The organism is Flavobacterium sp. UBA7680 (assembly GCF_002482975.1).
Lineage (GTDB): Bacteria > Bacteroidota > Bacteroidia > Flavobacteriales > Flavobacteriaceae > Flavobacterium.
In genome coordinates this window covers 171856-195701 of sequence record NZ_DLHA01000029.1, presented here as the reverse complement: position 1 = coordinate 195701, position 23846 = coordinate 171856, and the positions used below count along the sequence as shown (strand labels likewise).

14 protein-coding genes are annotated in these 23846 nt (G+C 35.8%); 13 read left to right on the top strand and 1 reads right to left on the bottom strand.

The genetic code is table 11. The features are described 5' to 3' along the window. The first annotated feature begins 7 nt into the window (after positions 1-7). The 10 genes from B3C18_RS13035 to B3C18_RS12990 all read left to right on the top strand — a co-directional run bounded on the left by B3C18_RS13035 (position 8) and on the right by B3C18_RS12990 (position 20497). Positions 8-1588 carry a RagB/SusD family nutrient uptake outer membrane protein gene (locus B3C18_RS13035; protein WP_291147441.1) on the top strand — a complete coding sequence of 527 codons (1581 nt, stop codon included), beginning with the start codon at positions 8-10 and terminating at the stop codon, positions 1586-1588. 18 nt (positions 1589-1606) lie between these two features. Beyond that, positions 1607-2461 carry a hypothetical protein gene (locus B3C18_RS13030; RefSeq protein ID WP_291147439.1) on the top strand — a complete coding sequence of 285 codons (855 nt, stop codon included), beginning with the start codon at positions 1607-1609 and terminating at the stop codon, positions 2459-2461. 94 nt (positions 2462-2555) lie between these two features. Then, on the top strand, positions 2556-5042 hold the full coding sequence (locus tag B3C18_RS13025) for a glycoside hydrolase family 2 TIM barrel-domain containing protein (protein WP_414655349.1): 2487 nt from the start codon (positions 2556-2558) through the stop codon (positions 5040-5042). Between the two features lie 197 nt (positions 5043-5239). Further along, complete coding sequence (locus B3C18_RS13020; RefSeq protein WP_291147437.1) at positions 5240-7639, top strand: alpha-xylosidase; 2400 nt, start codon at positions 5240-5242, stop codon at positions 7637-7639. Between the two features lie 556 nt (positions 7640-8195). Next, positions 8196-10202 (top strand): glycoside hydrolase family 97 protein, encoded by a 2007-nt coding sequence (locus B3C18_RS13015; RefSeq protein ID WP_291147435.1) that lies wholly within the window; start codon positions 8196-8198, stop codon positions 10200-10202. A gap of 124 nt (positions 10203-10326) precedes the next feature. Beyond that, a complete protein-coding gene (locus B3C18_RS13010) occupies positions 10327-11907 on the top strand; it encodes a GH39 family glycosyl hydrolase (protein WP_291147433.1) in 1581 nt (526 codons plus the stop codon). A gap of 38 nt (positions 11908-11945) precedes the next feature. Continuing rightward, positions 11946-14180: a glycoside hydrolase family 3 C-terminal domain-containing protein gene (locus B3C18_RS13005; RefSeq protein WP_291147431.1), complete on the top strand. Its 2235-nt coding sequence runs from the start codon at positions 11946-11948 to the stop codon at positions 14178-14180. 1 nt (position 14181) lies between these two features. After that, positions 14182-15687, top strand: coding sequence for a cellulase family glycosylhydrolase (locus B3C18_RS13000; RefSeq protein WP_291147429.1), 1506 nt, complete (start codon positions 14182-14184; stop codon positions 15685-15687). Between the two features lie 113 nt (positions 15688-15800). Further along, a complete protein-coding gene (locus B3C18_RS12995) occupies positions 15801-17747 on the top strand; it encodes a sialate O-acetylesterase (RefSeq protein WP_291147427.1) in 1947 nt (648 codons plus the stop codon). Between the two features lie 341 nt (positions 17748-18088). Next, positions 18089-20497, top strand: coding sequence for a glycoside hydrolase family 95 protein (locus B3C18_RS12990; protein ID WP_291147424.1), 2409 nt, complete (start codon positions 18089-18091; stop codon positions 20495-20497). A 354-nt stretch (positions 20498-20851) separates the two neighbouring features. Here B3C18_RS12990 and B3C18_RS12985 read toward each other — a convergent pair whose 3' ends face one another. Next, the gene (locus tag B3C18_RS12985) at positions 20852-21400 is read right to left on the bottom strand and encodes a CvpA family protein (protein WP_291147422.1); all 549 of its coding nucleotides are present in this window, start codon (positions 21398-21400) and stop codon (positions 20852-20854) included. A gap of 265 nt (positions 21401-21665) precedes the next feature. Between B3C18_RS12985 and B3C18_RS12980 the strand changes: the two genes are divergently transcribed. The 3 genes from B3C18_RS12980 (at position 21666) to B3C18_RS12970 (ending at position 23708) form a co-directional block, all read left to right on the top strand. Next, entirely contained in the window at positions 21666-22022 is a 357-nt protein-coding gene (locus B3C18_RS12980) for a hypothetical protein (RefSeq protein ID WP_291147420.1), read from the top strand. A 134-nt stretch (positions 22023-22156) separates the two neighbouring features. Then, a complete protein-coding gene (pheS, locus tag B3C18_RS12975; protein WP_053473415.1) occupies positions 22157-23176 on the top strand; it encodes a phenylalanine--tRNA ligase subunit alpha in 1020 nt (339 codons plus the stop codon). 124 nt (positions 23177-23300) lie between these two features. Beyond that, a complete protein-coding gene (locus tag B3C18_RS12970; RefSeq protein ID WP_291147417.1) occupies positions 23301-23708 on the top strand; it encodes a hypothetical protein in 408 nt (135 codons plus the stop codon). Positions 23709-23846: the final 138 nt, after the last annotated feature.

The following is a 23846-nucleotide window of genomic DNA, read 5'->3' as shown; positions in this document are numbered from 1 at the left end:
GAAAACAATGAAACTATATATAAAATTATTTGCTCTTTCAAGCCTATTTATGTTAGGTTCTTGTTCGGAGGATTTTTTGGAAAATGAACCATATACAGATAAAGTAACCGACAATTTTTATAAAACCCCATCTGATGCTTTTGAAGGATTGGTTGCTGTTTATGATGTATTGCAGCGTGAAGCTTATGGCGGACCTTTATTAGTGAGTGAACAAGCTTCTGACGATTGTTTTGGAGGTTACGGAATTGCCGATGGTCAGGCCGATATTGAATGGGATCGCTTTTTATATGTGTCTGATAAGGACATGAACAAAGATATTTGGGCTAATGCTTATTTAGGGATTTACAGAGCCAACATTTTATTAGAAAATCTGGATAAAGTAAACTGGGGATCAGACACTGCTTTGAAAACGCGTTACGAAGCCGAAGCCCGTTTTTTAAGAGCGCACTTTCATTTTACAGTAGCTAAAATGTTTGGAGATATTATTCCGTTGGATCATACTGTAACAACAAGTGAGTTTGAATTACCAAGACAATCTCCGGAAGTTACGTATGCTTTAATTGCAGGCGATTTGAAATTTGCTGCAGACAATTTAGGGTCTGAAAATTATTCTCAAAACGGAAATGCTAATTTCGGACGTATCACAAAATGGGCTGCCGAAGCGTATTTAGCCAGAACATTTTTATTCTATACCGGAGTTTACAATAAAACAGATTTGGCTGGTGTAGTAACAAAAGCACAGGCTGTAACTTATATCAATGATGCAGTAACTAACAGCGGACACGGTTTAGTGCCTGATTTTGCTAATCTTTGGTTAGCAGCTTCTTTAGCAAATTTTGTTGGAGAAGATAATACTGAAATGGTTTGGGCTGTTCGCTTTAACGGTTCAGGAAAAGGAAACTGGGATTTACACGAAGGAAACCGTTTTCAGGTAAACATTGCACCGCGTGGAGGAGCAATAGGAAAATATGCAACAGGATGGGGAGGAGCAACAGTAAATCAAAAACTGGTTGCTGCCTACAGCGCAGCTGATACCAGAAAAGGAGCTTCATTTATTGATTATGTGGGTGAAAATTTAAATTTTGATGCACAAGCGAGAGAACAGCGTCAATATACAGGATATTCCTGGAAAAAATACTGTCCAATTACCAATGCAGCTGGAACAAGCGTTGTTGAAGCAAATGGAGGAAATTTCCAAATTGATAACTATCAGGATTACGCGATTATTCGTTTTGCGGATGTATTATTAATGGCTGCCGAATTGAATCTGGAATCAAACCCGGCTTTAGCCCAAACAGATTTAGACAGAGTTCGTGACCGTGCTTTTAAAAACACAACAAACAGAGTTACGGCTAACATAGCAAACATCATGAAAGAGCGTCAGTTAGAACTAGCTCTTGAAGGACTTCGTTATTTCGATTTATTAAGACAAGGAATGTCTGCAACGAAACAAGCTATTGATAACAATACTGGAGATTCTCAGTTTAATGTGACTTTTAGAACAGAAACACAAGGCTGGTTCCCTTTACCGCAATCTCAGGTAATACTTTCAAACGGAACTATTACTCAAAATCCAGGTTGGAATTAACTTTAAAACAAAATGATTATGAAACGTATATTATATATAGTATTAGCGGCAGTAACTATTGGTTCTATGTTATTTTCATGCGAGCCTGTAGAAGACCGCGACAGTTTACCGGCAGTAACATTAACGCCGTCTACACTTAAGTTTTCGGTAACGCAGAATCCTGCCAATACAAATGAAGTAATTTTAAGTAATCCAGATCCGGCAGTAATTCCGTATTGGAAATATGTGGACAGCAACGGAAACGAATTAGGACATTCTAACAAAAGCAGTGATAAAATTGCCTTGCCATTTGCTGGGAAATATACTGTTTATTACACCGCATACACAAGAGGAGGTTCTGTAGAAGCCGCTCCGGTTGAGGTTACCGTAACTGAAAATGATGAAGAATATTTCAGCAACCCAAAATGGACAATGCTGACAAATGGAGTAGCGGGCAAAACTTGGGTTCTGGATTTTATAGATCCTGTAGGATGGGCAGGCTTAGATTATCCTGCAGCCTCTGGAGACAACTGGAACTGGTTTCCGGATTATGCAAGTAACTCTTGGGTAATGCCAAATAAAAACTGGGGCGAAATGCATTTTGACCTTAACGGAGGTTACAATACAAGCGTAATACAAACCGCACTTGCAAGCGCACAACAAACGACAAAATCAGGAACATATAACTTCGACATTGCAAACAACAAACTAACTTTTAACGGAGGAGTTGAAATGCTTTACGGAGGAGATTATTATGGAGACGTAAGCAACTGGTATAGTGTAAAAGTGGTAGAATTATCAGCAACATCATTACGTTTAGCCGTTATCAGAGATAAAAGCAGAACAGGTGAAGGCGTTTGTTTAATCGTTTTTCACTACAAGCCTAAACCATAATACATTGTAAAAAAGAAAACTACCGGTAGGTGATCGATACAGACACCTGTCGGTATGTTTATATTTGTTATACAAACCACAAAAACTACTATCTATGAAAACCACATTTAAATATCTAAGCAGATTTTCCGTATTGATTTTCTCTGCGATGTTTTTATTAAGTTCCTGCAGTAAAAAAGAAGATGCTTTTGCAAACCGAAAAATCTCTTTTAATGCCGATTGGAGTTTTCATTTAAATGATAGTTTAACAGATAAAGATACCATTGGAACTTCAACCAAGTGGAGAACCTTAGATCTTCCGCACGACTGGAGCATTGAAGGCAAATTTGATGAGAAAAGCCCCGCTGGATATGGCGGTGGATCACTTAATGGAGGTTTAGGATGGTATAAAAAAACATTCAGAATATCAAAAGAAGATATAAATAAAATAATATCAATAACCTTCGACGGCGTTTATAAAAACAGTGAAGTCTGGATAAACGGACATTATTTAGGAAAACGTCCAAACGGATATATTGGCTTTCAATATGAGCTTTCACCATACTTAAATTATGGAGAAAAAACCAACGAAATAATTGTAAAGGTTGACAATTCAAAACAACCAAATTCACGTTGGTATTCAGGATCAGGAATTTTTAGAAATGTCTGGTTAGAAACCACAGATAAATTACATGTTGAACATTGGGGAACTTATGTAACGACTCCAAAAGTTACTGCCGAAAAAGCTTCTGTAAATATTGAAAACCGAATTCAAAACGAGCATTCAGAATCAAAAAAAGTAAAATTAGTAACTACTATTTATAAAGAAGATACAGAAGTAACATCAGTTACCCAATATATAACACTTACTCCAAAAAGCGGCACATTTTTAACTGCGCAAGCGGAAGTTGAATCGCCAGTTTTATGGTCAGTTGAAAAACCAGAATTATATACAGCTGTTACGGAGATTTTGGTTGATGATAAAATCGTTGATCAGTACAAAACCAATTTCGGAATCAGAGATTTTAAATTTGATTTGAACAAAGGTTTTATTTTAAACGGAAAACAAGTCAAAATAAAAGGAGTCTGCATGCATCACGATTTAGGCCCGTTGGGTTCTGCAATCAATACACGCGCAATCGAACGTCAGTTAGAAATTCTGAAAGAAATGGGCGTAAACGGAATCAGAACTTCTCATAATCCACCCGCTCCGGAACTTTTAGATTTATGCGATAAAATGGGTTTCATTGTAATGGATGAAGCTTTTGACATGTGGAAACAAAACAAAACTAAATACGATTATGCAAATGATTGGGACAAATGGCATAGAAAAGATTTAGTTGATCAATTGTTTCGTGACCGTAATCACCCAAGTATTTTTATATGGAGTATTGGTAACGAAATCCCGGAACAATGGAACGAAACCGGAGTTGAAATTGCCAAAGAATTGGCAGCAATAGTAAGAAAAACGGATAGAACACGACCAGTTACCGCCGCTATGAATCCGCCGGTAAATATGAATATTGATGATGTAACGTTACAATTCGAAAAGAAAAATATTCAAATTAATCCACTTGCCGCATCTGGTATTTTAGATTTAATAGGATATAATTATGCGCATCAAACCTACGAACATCACAAAGAAAATTTCCCAAACAAGCCTTTCATAGCAACCGAAACAACTTCAGGTTTACAAACGCGTGGTTATTATGATGCCGTTTCAGATACTATAAAAAAATGGCCCGTAAGATGGGATCTTAAATTTACAGAAGGAAATCCCGGAAATACTGTTTCTGCTTACGATCAGGTTCAGGCACCTTGGGGTTCAACGCACGAAGCAACCTGGAAAGTCATTAAAAAATACGATTTCCTTTCGGGAATGTACATTTGGACAGGTTTTGATTATATCGGAGAACCAACTCCATACGAATGGCCGTCGATAAGTTCGTATTTCGGAATTGTAGATTTAGCCGGTTTCCCGAAAGACGTTTATTATATGTACCAAAGCGAATGGACAGATAAAACGGTTCTTCATATTTTCCCACATTGGAACTGGAAAGCCGGACAAACTGTTGATGTTTGGGCCTATTATAATAATGCCGATGAAGTGGAACTTTTCGTAAACGGAAAATCAGTTGGAAAAAGAAGCAAAAAAGGAGACGATTTACACGTAATGTGGAGAATCCCTTTTCAAGCTGGAACGCTAAAAGCTATTTCTCGTAAAAACGGAAAAACAGTTTTAGAGAAAGAAATTAAAACAGCCGGAAATCCTTCGCAATTAAAACTAACTGCAGACAGAAGTACCATTAAAGCAGATAAAAATGATTTGTCTTTTGTAACCGTAGATATTTTAGATGATAAAGAAACTCTGGTTCCAAATGCCAATAACGAAATCAATTTTTCATTAAAAGGAAACGGAAAAATTGTTGGTGTTTGCAGCGGAGACCCAGTAAGTCACGAATCGTATAAAGGAAATAAACATACTGCTTTGGCTGGAAAATGTTTGGTAATCGTACAATCTGGAGATAAAACAGGAAGACTGGAATTAACCGCAAAAGCAAATGGATTAAAACCCGCAACAATTGTAATCACAACAGAGTAGTAATAACTCAACTTCAACGTTCCTGCAAGGTTTCCAAAACCTTGTAGGTATAATTAAGTTTTAGATAAGTCAACACAAAACCTACAAGGTTTGAAAAACCTTGCAGGATGAATAAAATGAGATTTTAAATAGAAGAAAAAATATAAACCTACAAGGTTTTGAAAACCTTGCAGGAAGGAAATACAAAAACTAAACTAATGAAAAACGCACAACTAACCACTTTGTTTTCAATCTGTATTTTTGGATTGCTGCTTACGCCAAAAGCATCGGCACAAATCCAAAATGCAGATGTGTTAAACGCTCCAATAGATATCAGCAAAGATTTTCAGAATTACCTGAACACTTTTTATTTTGCCGATGAATTGGCATCTTTCGATCCGGCAACCGGAAAAGGAACCATTAAATATCTAAGATACAATTACAAAACACGTCAGGCATTCAACAATATGATGATGAAACCAGATGTGGAAAAAGCAAACGAATTTCCAACAACAGAATATGAAGAATCTCCTGTTTTGCCATTCGAAATTCAGTTTGTTTCGGATAGAACGATCAGAATAAAAACAACTTCAGGGCCGCAATTTCATCCACAAAAAGAATCCTTAATGTTAGTTGACGGCGTTGCGCCAAATCATCCTGAATTATGGAAATATTCTAAAATTGAAGGCGGACATAGTTACACAAGTAAACACGGAAAAATTGAAATTTTGACCAAACCGTGGCACGTAAAAATCTACGATGAAAACGGAAAATTGCTTACAAGTACACTTCACGATACCGATTTTAAAAATACCTATACGCCAACACTTCCATTCTCGTATGTGCGCAGAAACAGCGATTATTCAAGAAGTATGGGCGCAGCTTTTAGCTTAGAACCAGATGAAAAAATATTTGGCTGTGGAGAATCATTTACACAATTCAATAAACGCGGACAAAAAGTAGTTTTATGGACAGATGATGCAAACGGAATCCAAAACGAAACCATGTATAAACCAATTCCGTTTTACATGAGCAGCCGCGGTTACGGTGTTTTCATGCATCATTCAACACCAATAACTGTTGACTTTGGAAAATATTTTGGAAGTGCCAACGAAATGTATATTGGTGACGACGAAGCCGATTTGTTTTTCTTTATCGGAGAACCAAAAGACGTTTTAGATCAATACACCAATTTAACCGGAAAAGCTGCCATGCCGCCGCTTTGGTCATTCGGATTTTGGATGAGCCGAATCACGTATTTCTCAGAAAAAGAAGGTCGAGAAGTAGCAAAAGATTTACGCAAATACAAAATCCCAACCGATGTAATTCACTTCGATACAGGCTGGTTTGATGTAGACTGGAGAAACAATTACGAGTTTGCAAAAGCGCGTTTCCCGGATGCAACAAAAATGATGTCAGATTTAAAAGAAGATGGTTTTCATGTGTGTTTATGGCAATTACCTTATTTCACACCAAAGAATACTTTGTTTCCTGAAATCATGGATAAAAACTTAGCCGTAAGAGATAGAAAAGGAAACCTTCCTTATGAAGATGCCGTTTTAGATTTCTCAAACCCAGAAACAGTAAGTTGGTATCAGGGAAAATTGAAAAAATTATTCGATGAGGGCGTTTCAGTTTTCAAAGTTGATTTTGGAGAAGCTGCTCCGCCAGACGGAATTTACCATTCAGGAAGAACAGGATTTTATGAGCATAATTTATATCCGTTACGATATAATAAAGCCGTTGCCGAAATTACCCAAAAAGAAAAAGGATATACTTTAATCTGGGCAAGAAGTACTTGGGCTGGATCTCAGCGTTATCCGCTCCATTGGGGAGGAGACGCCGAAACTTCAAACGGAGCAATGTCGGCAGAATTACGCGGCGGACTTTCATTAGGCTTAAGCGGATTCAGTTTCTGGAGTCACGATGTGGGAGGATTTGCTACAAAATCACCAGAGAATTTATACAGAAGATGGGCACCATTCGGGATGTTTACTTCACATGTAAGAAGCCACGGCGAACCTCCGCGCGAACCTTGGTTATACAGCAAAGATTTCTTAGAAGGATTTAGAAAAGCAGATAATATGCGTTACGAATTAATGCCGTATATCTACGCTCAGGCAAAAGAAAGTTCTCAAAAAGGTTTACCAATGATGCGTGCTCTTTTTGTAGAATATCCAAATGATCCAGGCGCTTGGTTAGTAGATAATGAATATTTATTCGGATCAAGCATTTTAGTTGCACCACTTTTTGAAGAAGTAACAGAAAGAGACGTTTATCTTCCGGAAGGAACATGGATCGATTACCAAACTAAAAAAGTATACCAATCTGGATGGCATAAAATCAAAGCAGGAGAAGTGCCAATCGTAGTTTTGGTAAAAGACGGAACGGCATTGCCTCACATTGGTTTAGCGCAATCTACAAAAGATATGGATTGGAGTAAATTAACGTTGAAAGTTTATGCGAGTGACAAAACAACTTCGGCGACAGCCAAAGTATTTTTACCAAATGACACAGCCGTTCAGGAAATAAAAGTGACCAAAAACGGAAACAATTTCGACGTAACAGCAAACCCATTAAATGGAAAAACCACTTTTAAAACAGAGTGGATAAAATAAAAAAGTTTGCCACGAATTGCACGAATTAAATTTGTGATAATTGGTGTAATTGCTTCGCCTATTCGCTATCGTTCGGGTCGTGGCAAAAAAATAAAATATTTAAACACATAGGAACATAGATTTTTGTTTGTGAATAAAAGAAAATAAAAAGAAACTAGTTTCTTCACACATAGAAATAAATGCAATTATGTAGATCGTGTTTATCCCGTAGGGATTTTATATCGGTAGAAAAAAAATATTACGCATTATATTTTGTCCCGTTAGGGACTAAACAAATTTAGAAAACATATAGTCCCTAACGGGACACTGGAAACGGATTTCTCTTTTTCTACCGATATAAAATCTCTACGAGATAAGAAAATGTAAAAAATGTGAACATCAAATTCAGCTATGTTTGTTTAAACAAATGAAATGCCTTTTATAAGTTTAGTAAATCTATGTCTCTATGTGTTTAAAAATCACATACAGCATTAAAAATAAGTTTTTGTTGAGTTTCTAAATCGGGCGAAAGCTTTGCAACGCCCGATTTATTAAAAAATGAATTAAGAAAATGACCATGAAAAAACACCTCATTCTTCCCGCTTTATTACTTTCAGTTTCGATTGGATACAGCCAAAAAGTAAAAAATGCTTACGAACTCGCTTCGCCAAACGGACAAAATAAAATCAAATTCGAACTGATAAAAAATGCTCCAAAATATGCCGTTTCACACGGAAAAACGGAAGTCATTACGCCATCGGATTTAGGGTTTTTATTGAAAGGAAATGAAGATTTCAGTACCAACTTCGAAATCAAAAATGTAAAAAACTCCACTTTTGACGAAACCTGGGAACAAGTTTGGGGAGAAAAGAAAAACATCCGAAATCATTACAATCAGCTTTCGGTAGAGTTACAGCAAAAAACAGGAAACAAACGTAAACTGGAAATTCAGTTTAGAGCTTTTGATGACGGAGTTGCCTTTCGATATGTATATCCAAAACAAAATGTAAAAGACAGTATTTTCATTATGGATGAAAAAACGACTTTTAATTTAAAAGAAGATGGAAAAGCATGGTGGATTCCGGCAAACAGAGAAAACAGAGATGAATATTTATTTGAAGCTGCGCCCGTTAGTAAACTAGATACCGTTTTAACTCCGCTTACAATAGAAAGCAAAAGCGGATTAGCATTAAGTTTTCATGAAGCAAATCTAATTGATTACGCCAGTACAACTTTGGTAAATAATGAAGGCACACAATTAAAAACAGATTTGGTTCCTTGGGCAGACGGTGTAAAAGTTCGTGTAAAAGATACCTTCACTTCTTCTTGGAGAACGATTCAAATTGGTGAAAAACCTGCAGATTTAATTATGTCTTATTTAATTTTAAATCTGAATGAACCAAACAAATTAAAAAACACAAACACTTATTTCAAACCTTATAAATATTTAGGAATTTGGTGGGGAATGCACATTGGGAAATATACTTTTTGGGAAAGCGACAAACAAGGCGCAACCACAAAACACGCCGAAGAATATATTGATTTTACGGCAAAAGAAGGTTTTCATCATTTATTGATTGAAGGCTGGAACAAAGGCTGGACGCCGGGCTGGTATGAAAACCGTATGCACATGTTTAGTTTCACCCAAAATGCCGACAATTTCGATTTAGAAAAAGTGGTGGAATACGGAAAGAAAAAGAACATCGAATTAATTGGTTATCACGAAACAGGTTCAAACCTGATTAATTACTTAAAACAAGTTGACGAAGGTTTTGCTTTATACAAAAAACTCGGAATTCATACCGTAAAAATTGGACACGTAGGTTCTAAATTAAATATGAAACAAATGCACTTTGGGCAGTTTGGAGTAAATTATTTCAGATATATTTTAGAAAAAGCAGCACAATATGATTTAGCGGTTTTATACCACGAATCGATAAAAGATACCGGAGAACGCAGAACTTTCCCAAACATGGTTTCGAGAGAAGCCGCGCGCGGACAAGAATATAATGCGTGGAGTGAAGGAAATCCGCCGAATCATTTAAGCATTATTCCATTTACAAGATTACTTTCTGGGCCAATGGATTTTACACCTGGAATTTTTGATGTTGAGGTAAAACAAGGTTATCCGGGAAAAAGAATTCAGGGAACAGTGGGGCAGCAATTGGCGATTTATGTTACCACTTATTCTCCAATTCAAATGCTTGCCGATCTTCCTGAAAACTACGAAGGAAAACCAGCTTTACAATTCTTAAAAGATGTTCCAACAGATTGGGAAGATACTAAAGTTTTAAACGGAGAAATTGGTCAATACATCACAACTGCCCGTAAAGATAGAAACAGCGCCGATTGGTTTTTAGGAAGTATCACGAATGAAAACCCAAGAGAGCTAGAAATCTCACTTTCCTTCTTAGATAAAAACGCGACATACGAAGCACAAATTTATGCCGATGCAGAAGGAACAGATCAAAAACACAATCCCGAAGCAGTAGCGATTTCGAAGAAAACCGTAAAAGCTTCAGATTCGCTAAAATTAAAATTAGGCGGAGCAGGAGGAACAGCAATTAGATTTAAGAAATTATAATTACGCATATTAAAACCCGACAGGTTTTAAAAACCTGTCGGGTTTACTCACATAGCGATTATGCGCAACGCAATTCGTAGAGACGCACAACAGTGCGTCTAACACAACGTAATTCCGAACAGATATGAAAAGAATTTTTATAACATTCCTGATTTTCGTTAATCTAATCAATATTAATTTGTTTGGACAAAACAGTAATGCTGAAAACCGAATCATAAAAATCGACTACAACAAAGACGCAGGAAAACTAAACACGATGTTTAAAGAATGCATTGGCGCAGGAAGAGCAAACGAAGGTCTGCGTGCCGATTGGCAGGAACAATTAGCTTTGGTTAAAAAAGAATGCGATTTTAAATATATCCGAATGCACGGTTTATTGACCGATGATATGGCGGTTTATCGTGAAGATGAAAAAGGAAATCCAGAATACAATTATCAATATGTCGATGTTTTGTTCGATTATATTGTAAGCTTAAAAATGAAACCATTCGTAGAATTAGGTTTTATGCCGAATGCATTGGCAAGCGGAAAAGAAACTATTTTTTGGTGGAAAGGAAACGTAACGCCTCCTAAAGATTATAAAAAATGGGAAGATTTAATTCAAAATTTAACGCAGCATTTTACAGAACGTTACGGAGCAGACGAAGTAAAAACATGGTATTTTGAAGTTTGGAACGAACCTAATTTATCACCAGGTTTCTGGACAGGAACACAAGCCGATTATTTCAAGTTATATGAATATGCAGCGCGTGCAGTAAAAAATGTAAATAAAGAGTACAAAGTCGGTGGCCCGGCAACTGCAGGCGCAGCGTGGGTTCCAGAAACAATTGATTTTTGTGCGAAGAATAATGTTCCAATCGATTTTATTTCAACACATACTTACGGCGTAAAACACGGATATCTGGACGAATTCGGAACATCGGGAACAATTTTGAGTCAGGATGAATTCAGCGTAAGCGGTGATATTTTAAATTCAAGAAAACAAATAGCAACTTCGGCAAAACCAAATCTAGAATTACATTATACAGAATGGAGCACTTCTTATACTCCGGCAGATCCAATTCACGACAGTTACCATTCCGCAGCGTATATTCTGCAGAAAATAAAACAAGTTGGCAATGCGGCAAACTCCATGTCGTATTGGGTTTTCACCGATATTTTTGAAGAAGCAGGACCAAGATTTACACCTTTCCACGGCGGCTTCGGATTACTGAATACGCAGGGAATTAAAAAACCAGCTTATTTCTCTTATTATTTAATGAATAAATTAGGAGAAACAGAACTTCAAAATTCAGATAAAAATTCATGGATAACCAAAAATGAAAAAGGCGATGTACAGCTTTTGTTCTGGGATTTTACCAATACACATCCGGGCGATAAAGTTTTAAATCAAACCTATTATCTTCAGGATTTACTGTCGAAATCAAAAGGTATTGTAAAAATCGAATTAGACCATTTAGCAAAAGGAAAATATGATTTAGAAATTTACAAAGTCGGTTATAAAACACACGATGTTTATGCCGATTATCTGGCAATGAAAAGTCCAAAACAGTTAAGTAAAGAACAGGTAAAATTGCTGAAAGAAAAAAATAACGACTGTTTAATTTCCACAGAAAAAATAAAAATAGATTCAAAAGGAACCTTTAATAGAGATATTTCAATTAATGAAAATGATGTTTATATGTTTAGATTTGTAAAACAGTAAACTAACTATAAAATCTAAAAACTAAAAAACCACAATCAATGAAAAACAAATTTATATACTTCTCAGCAGCATTGGCAGTGATGCTGTTTGTTTCGTGCAAAAATGAAGTACAAAATTCAGATGCTGAATCAGCTCAAAAAGAATATATAGGAAAAGAAATCGGTACAGAACATGATGCCGAAATAGATAAATTAATTTCTCAAATGACACTTGAGGAAAAAATTGGAATGCTGCACGGTAACAGTATGTTTGCCAATGCGGGCGTAAAACGTTTAGGAATTCCGGAATTAAAAATGGCCGACGGACCGCTTGGTGTTCGTGAAGAAATTTCACGTGACAATTGGGCTCCGGCAGGATGGACAAACGATTTTGCAACTTATTATCCGGCAGGCGGCGCTTTGGCTGCAACGTGGAATGCAGAAATGGCGCATACTTTCGGAACTAGTTTAGGAGAAGAATTACGTGCAAGAGACAAAGACATGTTACTTTCTCCGGCAATTAATATGGTAAGAACGCCCCTTGGAGGAAGAACTTACGAATACATGTCTGAAGATCCGTTTTTGAATAAAAAAATCGCAGTGCCTTTGATCGTTGGTTTACAGGAAAAAGACGTAATGGCTTGCGTGAAACATTTCGCAGCAAACAATCAGGAAACCAATCGTGATTATGTTGATGTGCAAATTGACGAACGTACACTTCGCGAAATTTATCTGCCGGCGTTTGAAGCTTCGGTAAAAGAAGCAAAAGCATACAGCATAATGGGCGCTTACAATAAATTTAGAGGAGAATATTTATGTGAAAACGATTATATGCTAAATAAAATCCTTCGTGACGAATGGGGATTTAAAGGAATTGTGGTTTCAGACTGGGCTGCGGTGCATTCTACAGCAAAATCATTAAAAAATGGTTTAGATATTGAAATGGGAACACCAAAACCGTTCAATGAATTTTTCTTAGCCGATAAATTAATTGCTGCGGTTAAATCCGGAGAAGTTTCAGAGAAAGAAATTGATCTTCATGTAAAACGTATTTTACGAGTTTTATTTCAGGTTAAAGCAATGGGCGGGGGCGAACGTGCAAAAGGAAGTATCGCAACCGAAGCACATTACCAAGACGCTTATAAAATTGCTGCAGAAGCGGTAGTTTTATTGAAAAATGATAACAACGCATTGCCATTAAAATTAGACGGAGTTAAATCTATCGCCGTAATTGGAAACAACGCCACAAAGAAAAACGCTCTTGGCGGATTTGGTGCGGGAGTAAAAACAAAAAGAGAAATTACGCCGCTTGAAGGTTTAAAAAACAGACTTCCATCTTCAATAAAAATCAATTATGCTGAAGGATATTTAGAGCGTTACGACGAAAAAAATAAAGGAAATTTAGGAAACATAACCTCAAATGGTCCGGTAACAATTGATCAGTTAGATCCGGCAAAAGTTCAGGAAGCAGTTGAAGCCGCTAAAAAATCTGATGTTGCCATCATTTTTGCAGGTTCAAACCGTGATTACGAAACAGAAGCTTCCGATCGTAGAGATTTGCATTTACCATTCGGACAAGAAGAATTAATTCAAAAAGTATTGGCTGTAAACCCAAAAACAATTGTAGTTTTTGTTGCCGGAGCGCCTTTTGAAATTGAAAATATCAGTAAAAAATCGCAAGCTGTAGTCTGGTCTTGGTTTAATGGTTCTGAAGGAGGAAATGCTTTAGCCGATGTATTATTAGGAAAAGTAAATCCGTCGGGAAAATTACCTTGGACAATGCCTAAAGCAATTGTGGATTCTCCTGCGCACGCCACAAACAGTTTCCCTGGAGGAAAAACAGTAAATTATGCCGAAGGAATTTTAATAGGATACCGTTGGTTTGATACTAAAAACATTGCGCCTTTATATCCTTTTGGTTATGGATTATCATACACCACTTTTGCTTTTGAAAATGCGAAATCAGATAAAACAGATTATGCGCAAAATGAAACAATTTCAGTTTCTGTTGAAGTAAAAAACACAGGAAAAGTGGATGGAAAAGAAGTAGTTCAATTATATGTTGCAAAATCAGATTCTAAAGTTACTCGAGCAGCTCAGGAATTAAAAGGATTTGCAAAAGTATTGGTAAAAGCTGGAGGATCTGAAACCGTTACAATTAAAGTTCCGGTAAAAGAATTAGCTTATTATGATGTTGCTGCCAAAAAATGGACAGTTGAACCAGGAAAATACACTTTAAAAGTGGGGAATTCTTCAAGAGATATTAAAAAAGAAATCGCTGTAATAATCAAATAAGATGAAAAATACAATTAAAACTTATTTCTTAAGTGCCTTTTTATGCTTTTCATTTTTAAGTCTTTGGGCATGCAGTTCAGATAAAGAAGAAGAAAAAGCAACGGCAAAAACACTTACAATCGATACCAATAAAATTGATTTTGTAAGCAAAGGAAGCGAAGCCAGCGTAAAAATAAATACAAATGTTACGGCGTGGACCATTAGTAATCCAAATTCAAGCTGGATTCAGTTAAGTCAGGCAGGAGGAACATCTGGAACTATTACTGTTAAAATAACAGCTTCAGAAAATACAAGTACAGAAGCAAGAATGGGAACGATTACAATTAATTCAGGTGAAACTTCATCGGTACAAATCGCAGTTACTCAGGCAGGCGCGGCGGTTGTTACGAGTTTATATCCAAGTTACAATACAAACCCAATTACGGCAGATCAATCCGGAATGTCAAGTACAGCTGTACAATTAGCGACAAAAATAAAATTGGGCTGGAATATCGGAAATACATTGGAAGCAACCGGAGGAGAAACCGCTTGGGGAAATCCAAAAGTGACAAAAGCGTTGATAGATGCTGTAAAAGCAAACGGATTTAATGCGATAAGAATTCCGTGTTCGTGGAACCAGAATTTGGAAAATGCTGCAACAGCAAAAATCAAAACCGAATGGCTGGACAGAGTAAAAGAAGTAGTTCAATATTGTGTGGATAATGATATGTATGTTTTAGTAAATATTCACTGGGACGGCGGCTGGCTGGAAAATAATATTACCGAAGCTAAAAAAGTAGAAAACAATGCGAAACAAAAAGCTTTTTGGGAACAAATCGCAACACATTTACGCGGATTTGACGAACATTTGCTTTTTGCGAGTGCCAATGAACCAGCGGTTGAAGATGCCGCACAAATGGCAGTTTTAACTTCCTATCATCAAACTTTTATAAACGCAGTTCGCTCAACCGGAGGAAAAAATGCCTATCGTACTTTAGTGGTTCAGGGACCAACAACTGATATTGACAAAACAAACAAATTAATGACTACTTTGCCAACAGATTCTGCGACAAGCAGAATGATGGTTGAGGTTCATTATTATGCTCCGTGGAATTTTGGCGGTTTAACCAAAGATGAAAGCTGGGGAAAAATGTTCTATTATTGGGGAGCAAATTATCATTCCACAACCGATACGGAACGAAATGCAACTTATGGGGAAGAAGCTGATTTGGAGAAAAACTTTAAATTAATGAAAACCCAGTTTGTCGATAAAGGAATTCCGGTTTTATTAGGAGAATTTGGAGCCATACGCAGAACGTCTTTAACTGGAGATGCCTTAACTTTACATTTAGCTTCGAGAGCGTATTATTTAAAAACGGTGGTAAAAACAGCAAAAGCAAATGGATTATTACCTTTTTATTGGGACGAAGGAAGCATCGGAAATAATGGTTTTGGAATTTTTAATAGAAGTGATAATTCCGTTTTCGATACTCAGGCCTTAACCGCTTTGAAAGAAGGATTACAGTAGAAAAAATATCTAAACCATATAAGTGATATAAGATAATTTAAGTTCAATTATAATTTAAAACTTAATTTTACTTATATCACTTATATGGTTTAATCAATTTAAATTTAGAAGAAATGAAAAAATGTGTTGTATTTATTTTTCTGATAATAAATGTTTTAGCTAATGCTAATGTCAAAATGCCTTTGCTGTTTTCTGACGGAATGGTGCTGCAGCGCGACAAAAAAATCCCAGTTTGGGGTTTTGCCGATGCAAATGAAAAAATAGAGGTTCATTTTAACAAACAAATACAAAAAACAACTGCCGATAAAAACGGAAAATGGACTTTAAATCTAAATTCTGAAAAAGCAGGCGGACCTTTCGAATTAATCATTATCGGAAAAAATAAAATCACGATCAAAAATATTTTGGTTGGTGAAGTCTGGATTTGCAGCGGACAATCGAATATGGAATTTCAAGTTTCAAAAACTATAAATGCCGAAAAAGAAATTGCTAATTCTGATTATCCAATGATTCGTCATTTTGGAGTTGCACAAGATTTAAGCGGCAAACCAAAAGACGATTTAAAAGCGGGAAAATGGGAAACAGCAAATAAAGAAACAGTTGGTAATTTTACAGCAGTTGGATATTATTTCGCCAGAAAATTATATGCCGAATTAAAAATCCCAATTGGAATCATCAATACTTCCTGGGGCGGAACTAATGTAGAAACCTGGACAAGCCGTGAAGCATTTCAAAAAAGCGACGATTTCAAATCTATGATTGCTGAAGTTCCTTCGCTAAATGTAGATTCGATCTCGAAATTGTACGCCAAAAACATGAAAGAAAGAGTCGAAAAAATTCAAGGAACTCCGGTAAGTACAGATAATGAAAATACTTTTAAAGAATTTGATTTCAACGATTCATCTTGGGGAGAATTAAATACGCCGAGTTTATGGGAAAACCAACCTTTAGGCGATTTAGACGGAATTGTTTGGATGCGAAAAACAATTACGCTTTCTGCAGAAGATATTAAAAACAAATTAACACTTTATCTTTCAAAAATCGATGATGAAGACATTACGTATGTAAACGGAATTGAAGTTGGAAGAAATACACAATACGATATAAAACGTGTTTACGAAATCCCATCAAATATTTTAAAAGAAGGCAAAAATGTAATTGCAGTCAGAATTGTCGATAACGGCGGCGGAGGCGGAATCTACGGCGAATCTGCAGATTTAAAATTAGCTCTCGGAAGTAAAAATATTCCGCTTGACGGAAAATGGAAATTTAAAGTTATTGTTGTCAAAACAGCTTTGTCACCAAACAGTTATCCTTCGCTATTATACAATGCAATGATAAATCCGCTGGTTCCGTATGCTATTGAAGGCGTTTTATGGTATCAGGGCGAAGCGAATGTTTGGAGAGCGAATCAGTATAAAAAAGCATTTCCGTTAATGATTACAGACTGGCGAACCAAATTTAAACAAGGTGATTTTCCCTTTTATTTCGTTCAATTATCAACTTTCAATGAGTTCAACGGAAACAGTAAAACAGGAAGCCGTTGGGCAGAACTTCGCGAAGCACAATCTGAAACTTTAAAATTACCAAATACAGGAATGGCCGTTACAACCGATATCGGAAATGCAAAAGATATTCACCCAACTAATAAACAAGATATCGGTTTGCGTTTGGCAGCAGTTGCTTTAAACAATGTTTATGGCAAAAAACAAGTTCACAGCGGACCAACTTATAAATCACAAGAAATAAAAGGAAATCAAATTATTTTGACTTTCGACAATTTAGGAACTGGATTATCAACGCCAAATAACGATGAACTAAAAGGATTCGAAATTGCTGGCGCAGATAAAGTTTTTCATTCTGCGAAAGCGATAATTAAAGACAATAAAATAGTTGTATCAAGCGATCAGGTTCAAAATCCCGTTGTCGTTCATTACGGCTGGGCAGATGACGATACCGAAATCAATCTTTTCAATAAAGAAAAATTTCCGGCATCACCATTTAGAACTGATAATTGGGAAATGATTACGGCGAATGAAGTTTATAAAGTGAGTAAATAATCATTTGGGCGTGACCATACCGAGATAAGAAGGCAAATATACTTTGCGTAAATACGCCTTCTTATCTCGGTACGGTCGGGCTATCCGCGCTACTTCGGTAGCCAGCTCCTATCCCTCACGCGAACAAAGGTGATAAGAAATTTTCCGTTAGGAACAATTATTTGGTAGTGCAAGATTAACACGATAGTTTTGTCATTCCGAGGAACGAGGAATCTTCGCAAGAAACTCCGTAAAGTAAATCATCAATCTTTGTCGAGTTACTTGCGAAGATTCCTCGTTCCTCGGAATGACAAGATTGCAGAAATACCAGATGTAAAAGCATGATCAAAAACAACAAACCTATGAATCCAAAAATCATAAAAAAAACATTTCTCATTTTACTTTTCACCTCTTACTACACAAACATTTCGGCGCAATCGAAAAATGTTTTATGGTACGATAAACCTGCCGATTTCTTTGAAGAAAGTTTAGTTTTAGGAAACGGGAAATTGGGAGCAACGGTTTTTGGAGGTTCAAATTCAGATAAAATCTATTTGAATGATGCCACACTTTGGTCGGGAGAGCCCGTAAATGCTAAAATGAATCCGGAAGCTTATAAAAACATTCCGGCAATTCGCGAAGCGTTAAAAAATGAAAATTACAAACTGGCTGAAGAATTAAACAAGAAACTTCAGGGAAAAAACTCCGAGTCATATGCGCCTTTAGGAACATTAGAAATCAATAATTCTGAAAAAGGAAAAGCTGTAAATTATCATAGAGAACTGGATATTTCGAATGCAGTTTCAAAAGTAAGTTACGAAATGGCCGGCATAAAATATACACGTGAATATTTTGTTTCTGCTCCAGATCAAATTATGGTAATCAAATTAACAGCCGATCAAAAAGGGGCTTTAAATTTTGATATCAATTTAAAAAGTCTTTTACAGTCTAATGTCGAAGTAAGAAATAATATTTTGGTAATGACCGGTTCTGCACCCATTCATGAAAATGCCGGATATACTGCTTCTCCAAAATATTTGGAGATAAAAGATAGAGGAACAAAATTTACGACTTTAGTCCAAATCAAAAAAACGGATGGAAAAATTACAAATTCCAGAGAATCTTTAATTTTAAAAGATGCGACAGAAGCTATTATTTATGTTTCTGTTGCCACAAGTTTTAATGGTTTTGACAAAAATCCAGCAACAGAAGGTCCTGATGATGTAGCCATTGCATTGCAAAACCTGAACAAAGCATTTGCAAAACCTTTTGATAAATTAAAAGAATCTCATATTGCCGATTATCAAAAATTCTACAACCGTCTAACGTTAGATTTAGGCAAAACCACAGCACCAGATTTACCAACAGACGAACGTTTACTGCGCTACGCTGACGGAAAAGAAGATAAAAACCTGGAAATTCTCTATTTTAATTACGGTCGCTATTTATTAATAAGTTCTTCAAGGACATTGGGCGTTCCGGCGAATTTACAGGGAATTTGGAATCCGTATTTGAATCCGCCTTGGAGTAGTAATTATACGATGAACATTAATCTCGAAGAAAATTACTGGCTGGCAGAAAATACCAATCTTTCAGAAATGCATTTGCCGCTTTTGAGTTTTATAAAAAATCTTTCGGTAACCGGAAAAGTGACCGCGAAGACTTTTTATGGTGTAAACGAAGGCTGGGCAGCGGCACACAATTCTGATATTTGGGCAATGACAAATCCCGTTGGGCAATTTGGAAAAGAAGAACCAATGTGGGCTTGCTGGCCAATAGCGGGCGCATGGCTGAGCACACATATTTGGGAACATTATATTTTTACTCGGGATGAGGCTTATTTAAAGAAAGAAGGATATCCTTTGATGAAAGGTGCAGCAGAATTTTGCCTTGGCTGGCTGGTAACCGATAAAAATGGAAATTTAATTACATCACCATCAACTTCACCGGAAAATCAATATAAACTAACAGATGGTTTTGTAGGCGCTACATTATATGGAGGAACTGCCGATTTAGCTATGATTCGTGAATGCTTTGATAAAACTATAAAAGCTTCAAAAGTTCTTAATGTTGATGCTGAGTTCAGAAAAAAATTAGAAGCAGCATTGGCAAAATTTTATCCGTATCAAATTGGTAAAAAAGGAAACCTTCAGGAATGGTATTTTGATTGGGAAGATAATGATCCGAAACACCGCCATCAATCGCAGTTATTCGGGCTTTTTCCGGGGGATCATATTACGCCTTTAAAAACTCCGGATCTTGCAGAAGCTTCGAGAAAAACGCTCGAAATAAAAGGCGATGAAACAACGGGCTGGTCAAAAGGCTGGAGAATTAATCTTTGGGCTAGACTTTGGGACGGAAACCGTGCTTATAAAATGTTCCGTGAATTGCTTCGTTATGTTGATCCGGACGGAAAGAAAACGGAAAAACCAAGAAGAGGCGGAGGAACTTATCCAAATTTATTCGATGCGCATCCGGCATTTCAAATTGATGGAAATTTTGGAGGAGCGGCAGCTGTTGCCGAAATGTTAGTGCAATCAAATGAAAATGAAATTAGATTACTTCCTGCTTTACCAGATGCCTGGGAACAAGGTTCTGTAAAAGGAATCTGCGCAAGAGGCGGATTTGAATTAGAAATAATCTGGAACAATAAGAAACCTGAAAAAGTAATTATTTCTTCGAAAAAAGGAAGGAAAACAACTTTAATTTTTGGGGATAAAAAACAAGATATTACTTTAAAGAAAGATGAGAAAACAGAAATAAATTTCTAAATATTATTTTGAAAACTACTGTCATCCTGAGCGAAGTCGAAGGCTCGATTAACATAAAAGGGCTTCGACTTCGCTCAGCCTGACAAACAGATAAATTGCCTCCAGTTTTAACTGGAGGTTTTTTAGTTTCAACAACCAAAGGCTTTAGCCTAAATGCATTATTTTGGCTAAAGCCTTGTATGTATATCTATTCTCAAACCTCCAGTTAAAACTGGAGGCTATTAATGCTATTAATCTCTCTTGAAAAAAACCTTTATAAAAGTTTTAAACTTTTATAAAGGTTTTTTCTAATTAATAAATATGATTAAACCCGACAGGTTTTTAAAACCTGTCGGGTTTACTTTGTAAATAGTATTATTCTTTTTTAGCAGTATCTTTTTTTTCTTCAGATTTTTCAGCCTGTTTTTCTTTAAAAGTTTCGTACCATTTTTCAATAGAAGGATAAACAAAAGCCGCGACTTTTTTCACCGGATTATAGAAAATAGATTTATCTAAAGTTTCTTTTTTAGCGAAAGTATTATTGAAGTTGATTTTCTCAAACAAAGCAATAAAAATACTTAAAATCAGGATTGTTTTTAAGATTCTGAAAAAGCCTCCGCCTAACTTATTCATCCAGCCCAGCATTGCAAAATCAGCGATTCCGGTTAATATTTTAGCAAGGAAATAAACGCCAATTACGACCAGAATAAAAGTTAGGATAAAAGCTGTAATTTGTATATTATTTGGGTTCCATGAAACATGTTTTGAAATCATGTCAGCAATTAAAGAAGAAAATTTAATTGCAAGATAAATTCCCAATAACAGCGAAATAAAAGAAGCAACTTCTACAAAAAGACCGTTTTTAATTCCTTTGTATAAACTGTAAACTAAAAGTGCGGCAACGATAATATCAAAAAAACTCATGTTTTGGTATGTTTAATAAAGGCGCAAATATATGTTTTTTTAAGGTTCAGAGGCTCAGAGTTGCAAAGGTTCAGCTGTTTTTAATCTTGATTTATCTAATATTTAAAATCTATGTTTTTATGTGTTTAATTTTTTTAACGTGTTTGAATTTGAACTGTGTATCTTTGCAAATCAAAATTTAGAGTTCAGATTGCGATTCTGCCCCCTTCAGAATTGATTTTTTAAATCAGCAGTCTAAAATCTACAATCAAAAAACATAAATTAAATGTCTAGAGATACACAATTAAAAGAGCGCTGGGAAAAGCTCGTCGATATACTTTCAAATCAATTTTCGCAAGGCGAAGACTTAGATTTAGATGCCATAATTTACCTAATTGGAGTTCAGGAACTTGGAAAAGTGCACCGTGAATTCAAAAAAGATGAAAAACTAAACTTAATGCATATTGCAATTTGCAGATTACTTGAACCTTACGGGTTTTATGAATTTGATTTTTTTGATGCTGAAGGCTGGCCGCATTATAAAGTAAAAGAACAATTGCCTTCGCTAAAAGCCGGAGAACAATCTGTTTTAATGAAAGAAGCAATTGTAAATTATTTTTTAGAAAGAAACGTTATTGAGTAAATAATTTTTGATTTTAGAGTGTAGATTTTAGATTTTGGATTGAAAATATAGCAGAAGTTTGGAATACTTCTAACGTCTAACCTTTAACATCTCACTTTTTTACTTAAATTTGTACTCTCAATTATTGAAGGAAAATGATAGATAAGATAAAACAGCATATAGAGGAAGCTAAAGCCTTTAATGAGAAAAATAAAGAATCTTTAGAGCAATTCCGTATTAAATATTTAGGTAGTAAGGGTTTATTAAAAGAACTTTTTACTGAATTTAAAAATATTCCAAACGATCAGAAAAAAGACTTTGGACAAGTAATAAATACTTTAAAAGCTGTTGCTGAAGAAAAAGTAAGAGTTATTCAGGAAGAACTTGAAAGCAAAGAAGAAACAAAAGGAATTTTTGGTGATTTAACGCGTGCTGCAGAACCAGTAATTATTGGTTCTCGTCATCCTATTTCTATCGTAAAAAATCAAATTATAGATATTTTTGCCAATATTGGATTCAACGTTTCTGAAGGTCCGGAAATCGAAGACGACTGGCATAACTTTACTGCATTAAACTTGCCAGAATATCATCCGGCGCGTGATATGCAGGATACCTTTTTCATTCAGACAAATCCTGATGTGTTGTTGCGTACGCATACATCATCTGTTCAGGTGCGTTATATGGAAAATCATAAACCGCCAATTCGTACGATTTCTCCGGGACGTGTTTTCCGTAATGAAGCTATTTCATCGCGTTCACACTGTATTTTCCATCAGGTAGAAGGATTGTATATTGACAAAGATGTTTCTTTTGCAGATTTAAAACAAACGTTACTTTATTTTACTAAAGAAATGTTCGGAAAATCTAAAATCCGTCTTCGTCCGTCGTATTTCCCTTTTACAGAGCCAAGTGCTGAAATTGATATTTATTGGGGACTAAAAACGGAAACAGATTACCGTATCACAAAAGGAACGGGCTGGTTAGAAATTGGTGGATGCGGAATGGTTGATCCAAACGTTTTGAAAAACTGTGATATTAATCCAGACGAATACAACGGTTTTGCATTTGGAATGGGAGTAGAGCGTATTGCAATGCTTTTATACCAAATTGGCGATATCCGTATGTTCTATGAAAATGATGTTCGTTTCTTAGAGCAATTTAAAGCAAATATATAAGTTGCAATTTTAGATTTTAGACTGTAGATTTTAGATTAATTCGAATGTCTAATTTATTATCATAATATAATAAACCTTTGTTGAAGTTTAGGCTTTGACAAAGGTTTTAAAGCTTTTAATAAAAATGAAAAAAGATATAACAATTCCAGAAGTAGAGAACGTATTTATTGCTGCGGTGCAGGAATGGAGCGATGATTTTATGGAAAAAGTGTGGTACGCTTATCTTGTAAACGACAGCGACTTTAATTTAGACAGCGTTATGGTGGTTTCAAAAGCATTTGGAACTATTGATGGCGAAATGAAAAAAACATCTGTTTTACGTCACGCTTTTGTTGAAGTTCCGGCTGTTTCTGTGGTAAAGATCGAAATGATAGAGAAAAGCCTTTTGGTTTTGAATAATGAATTTATGGTAACGTTCTTTATCGGGAATACTTTGTACGATAAGAAATTCATATTCAAATCAAACTTAATCAACGAAAATAATACGGAAGAAGTGCCGATTTTGTTTGTTGAAGGAATAATGGTAAAATAACATTTCTCCTGCAAGGTTTTTAAAACCTTGTAGGTTTAGAATTTAACACATCTATAATAAATACCTACAAGGTTTTGGAAACCTTGCAGGAAAAGAAAAAGAGTCAAGACGAAATTAAATAAGTCTTGACTCTTTTTT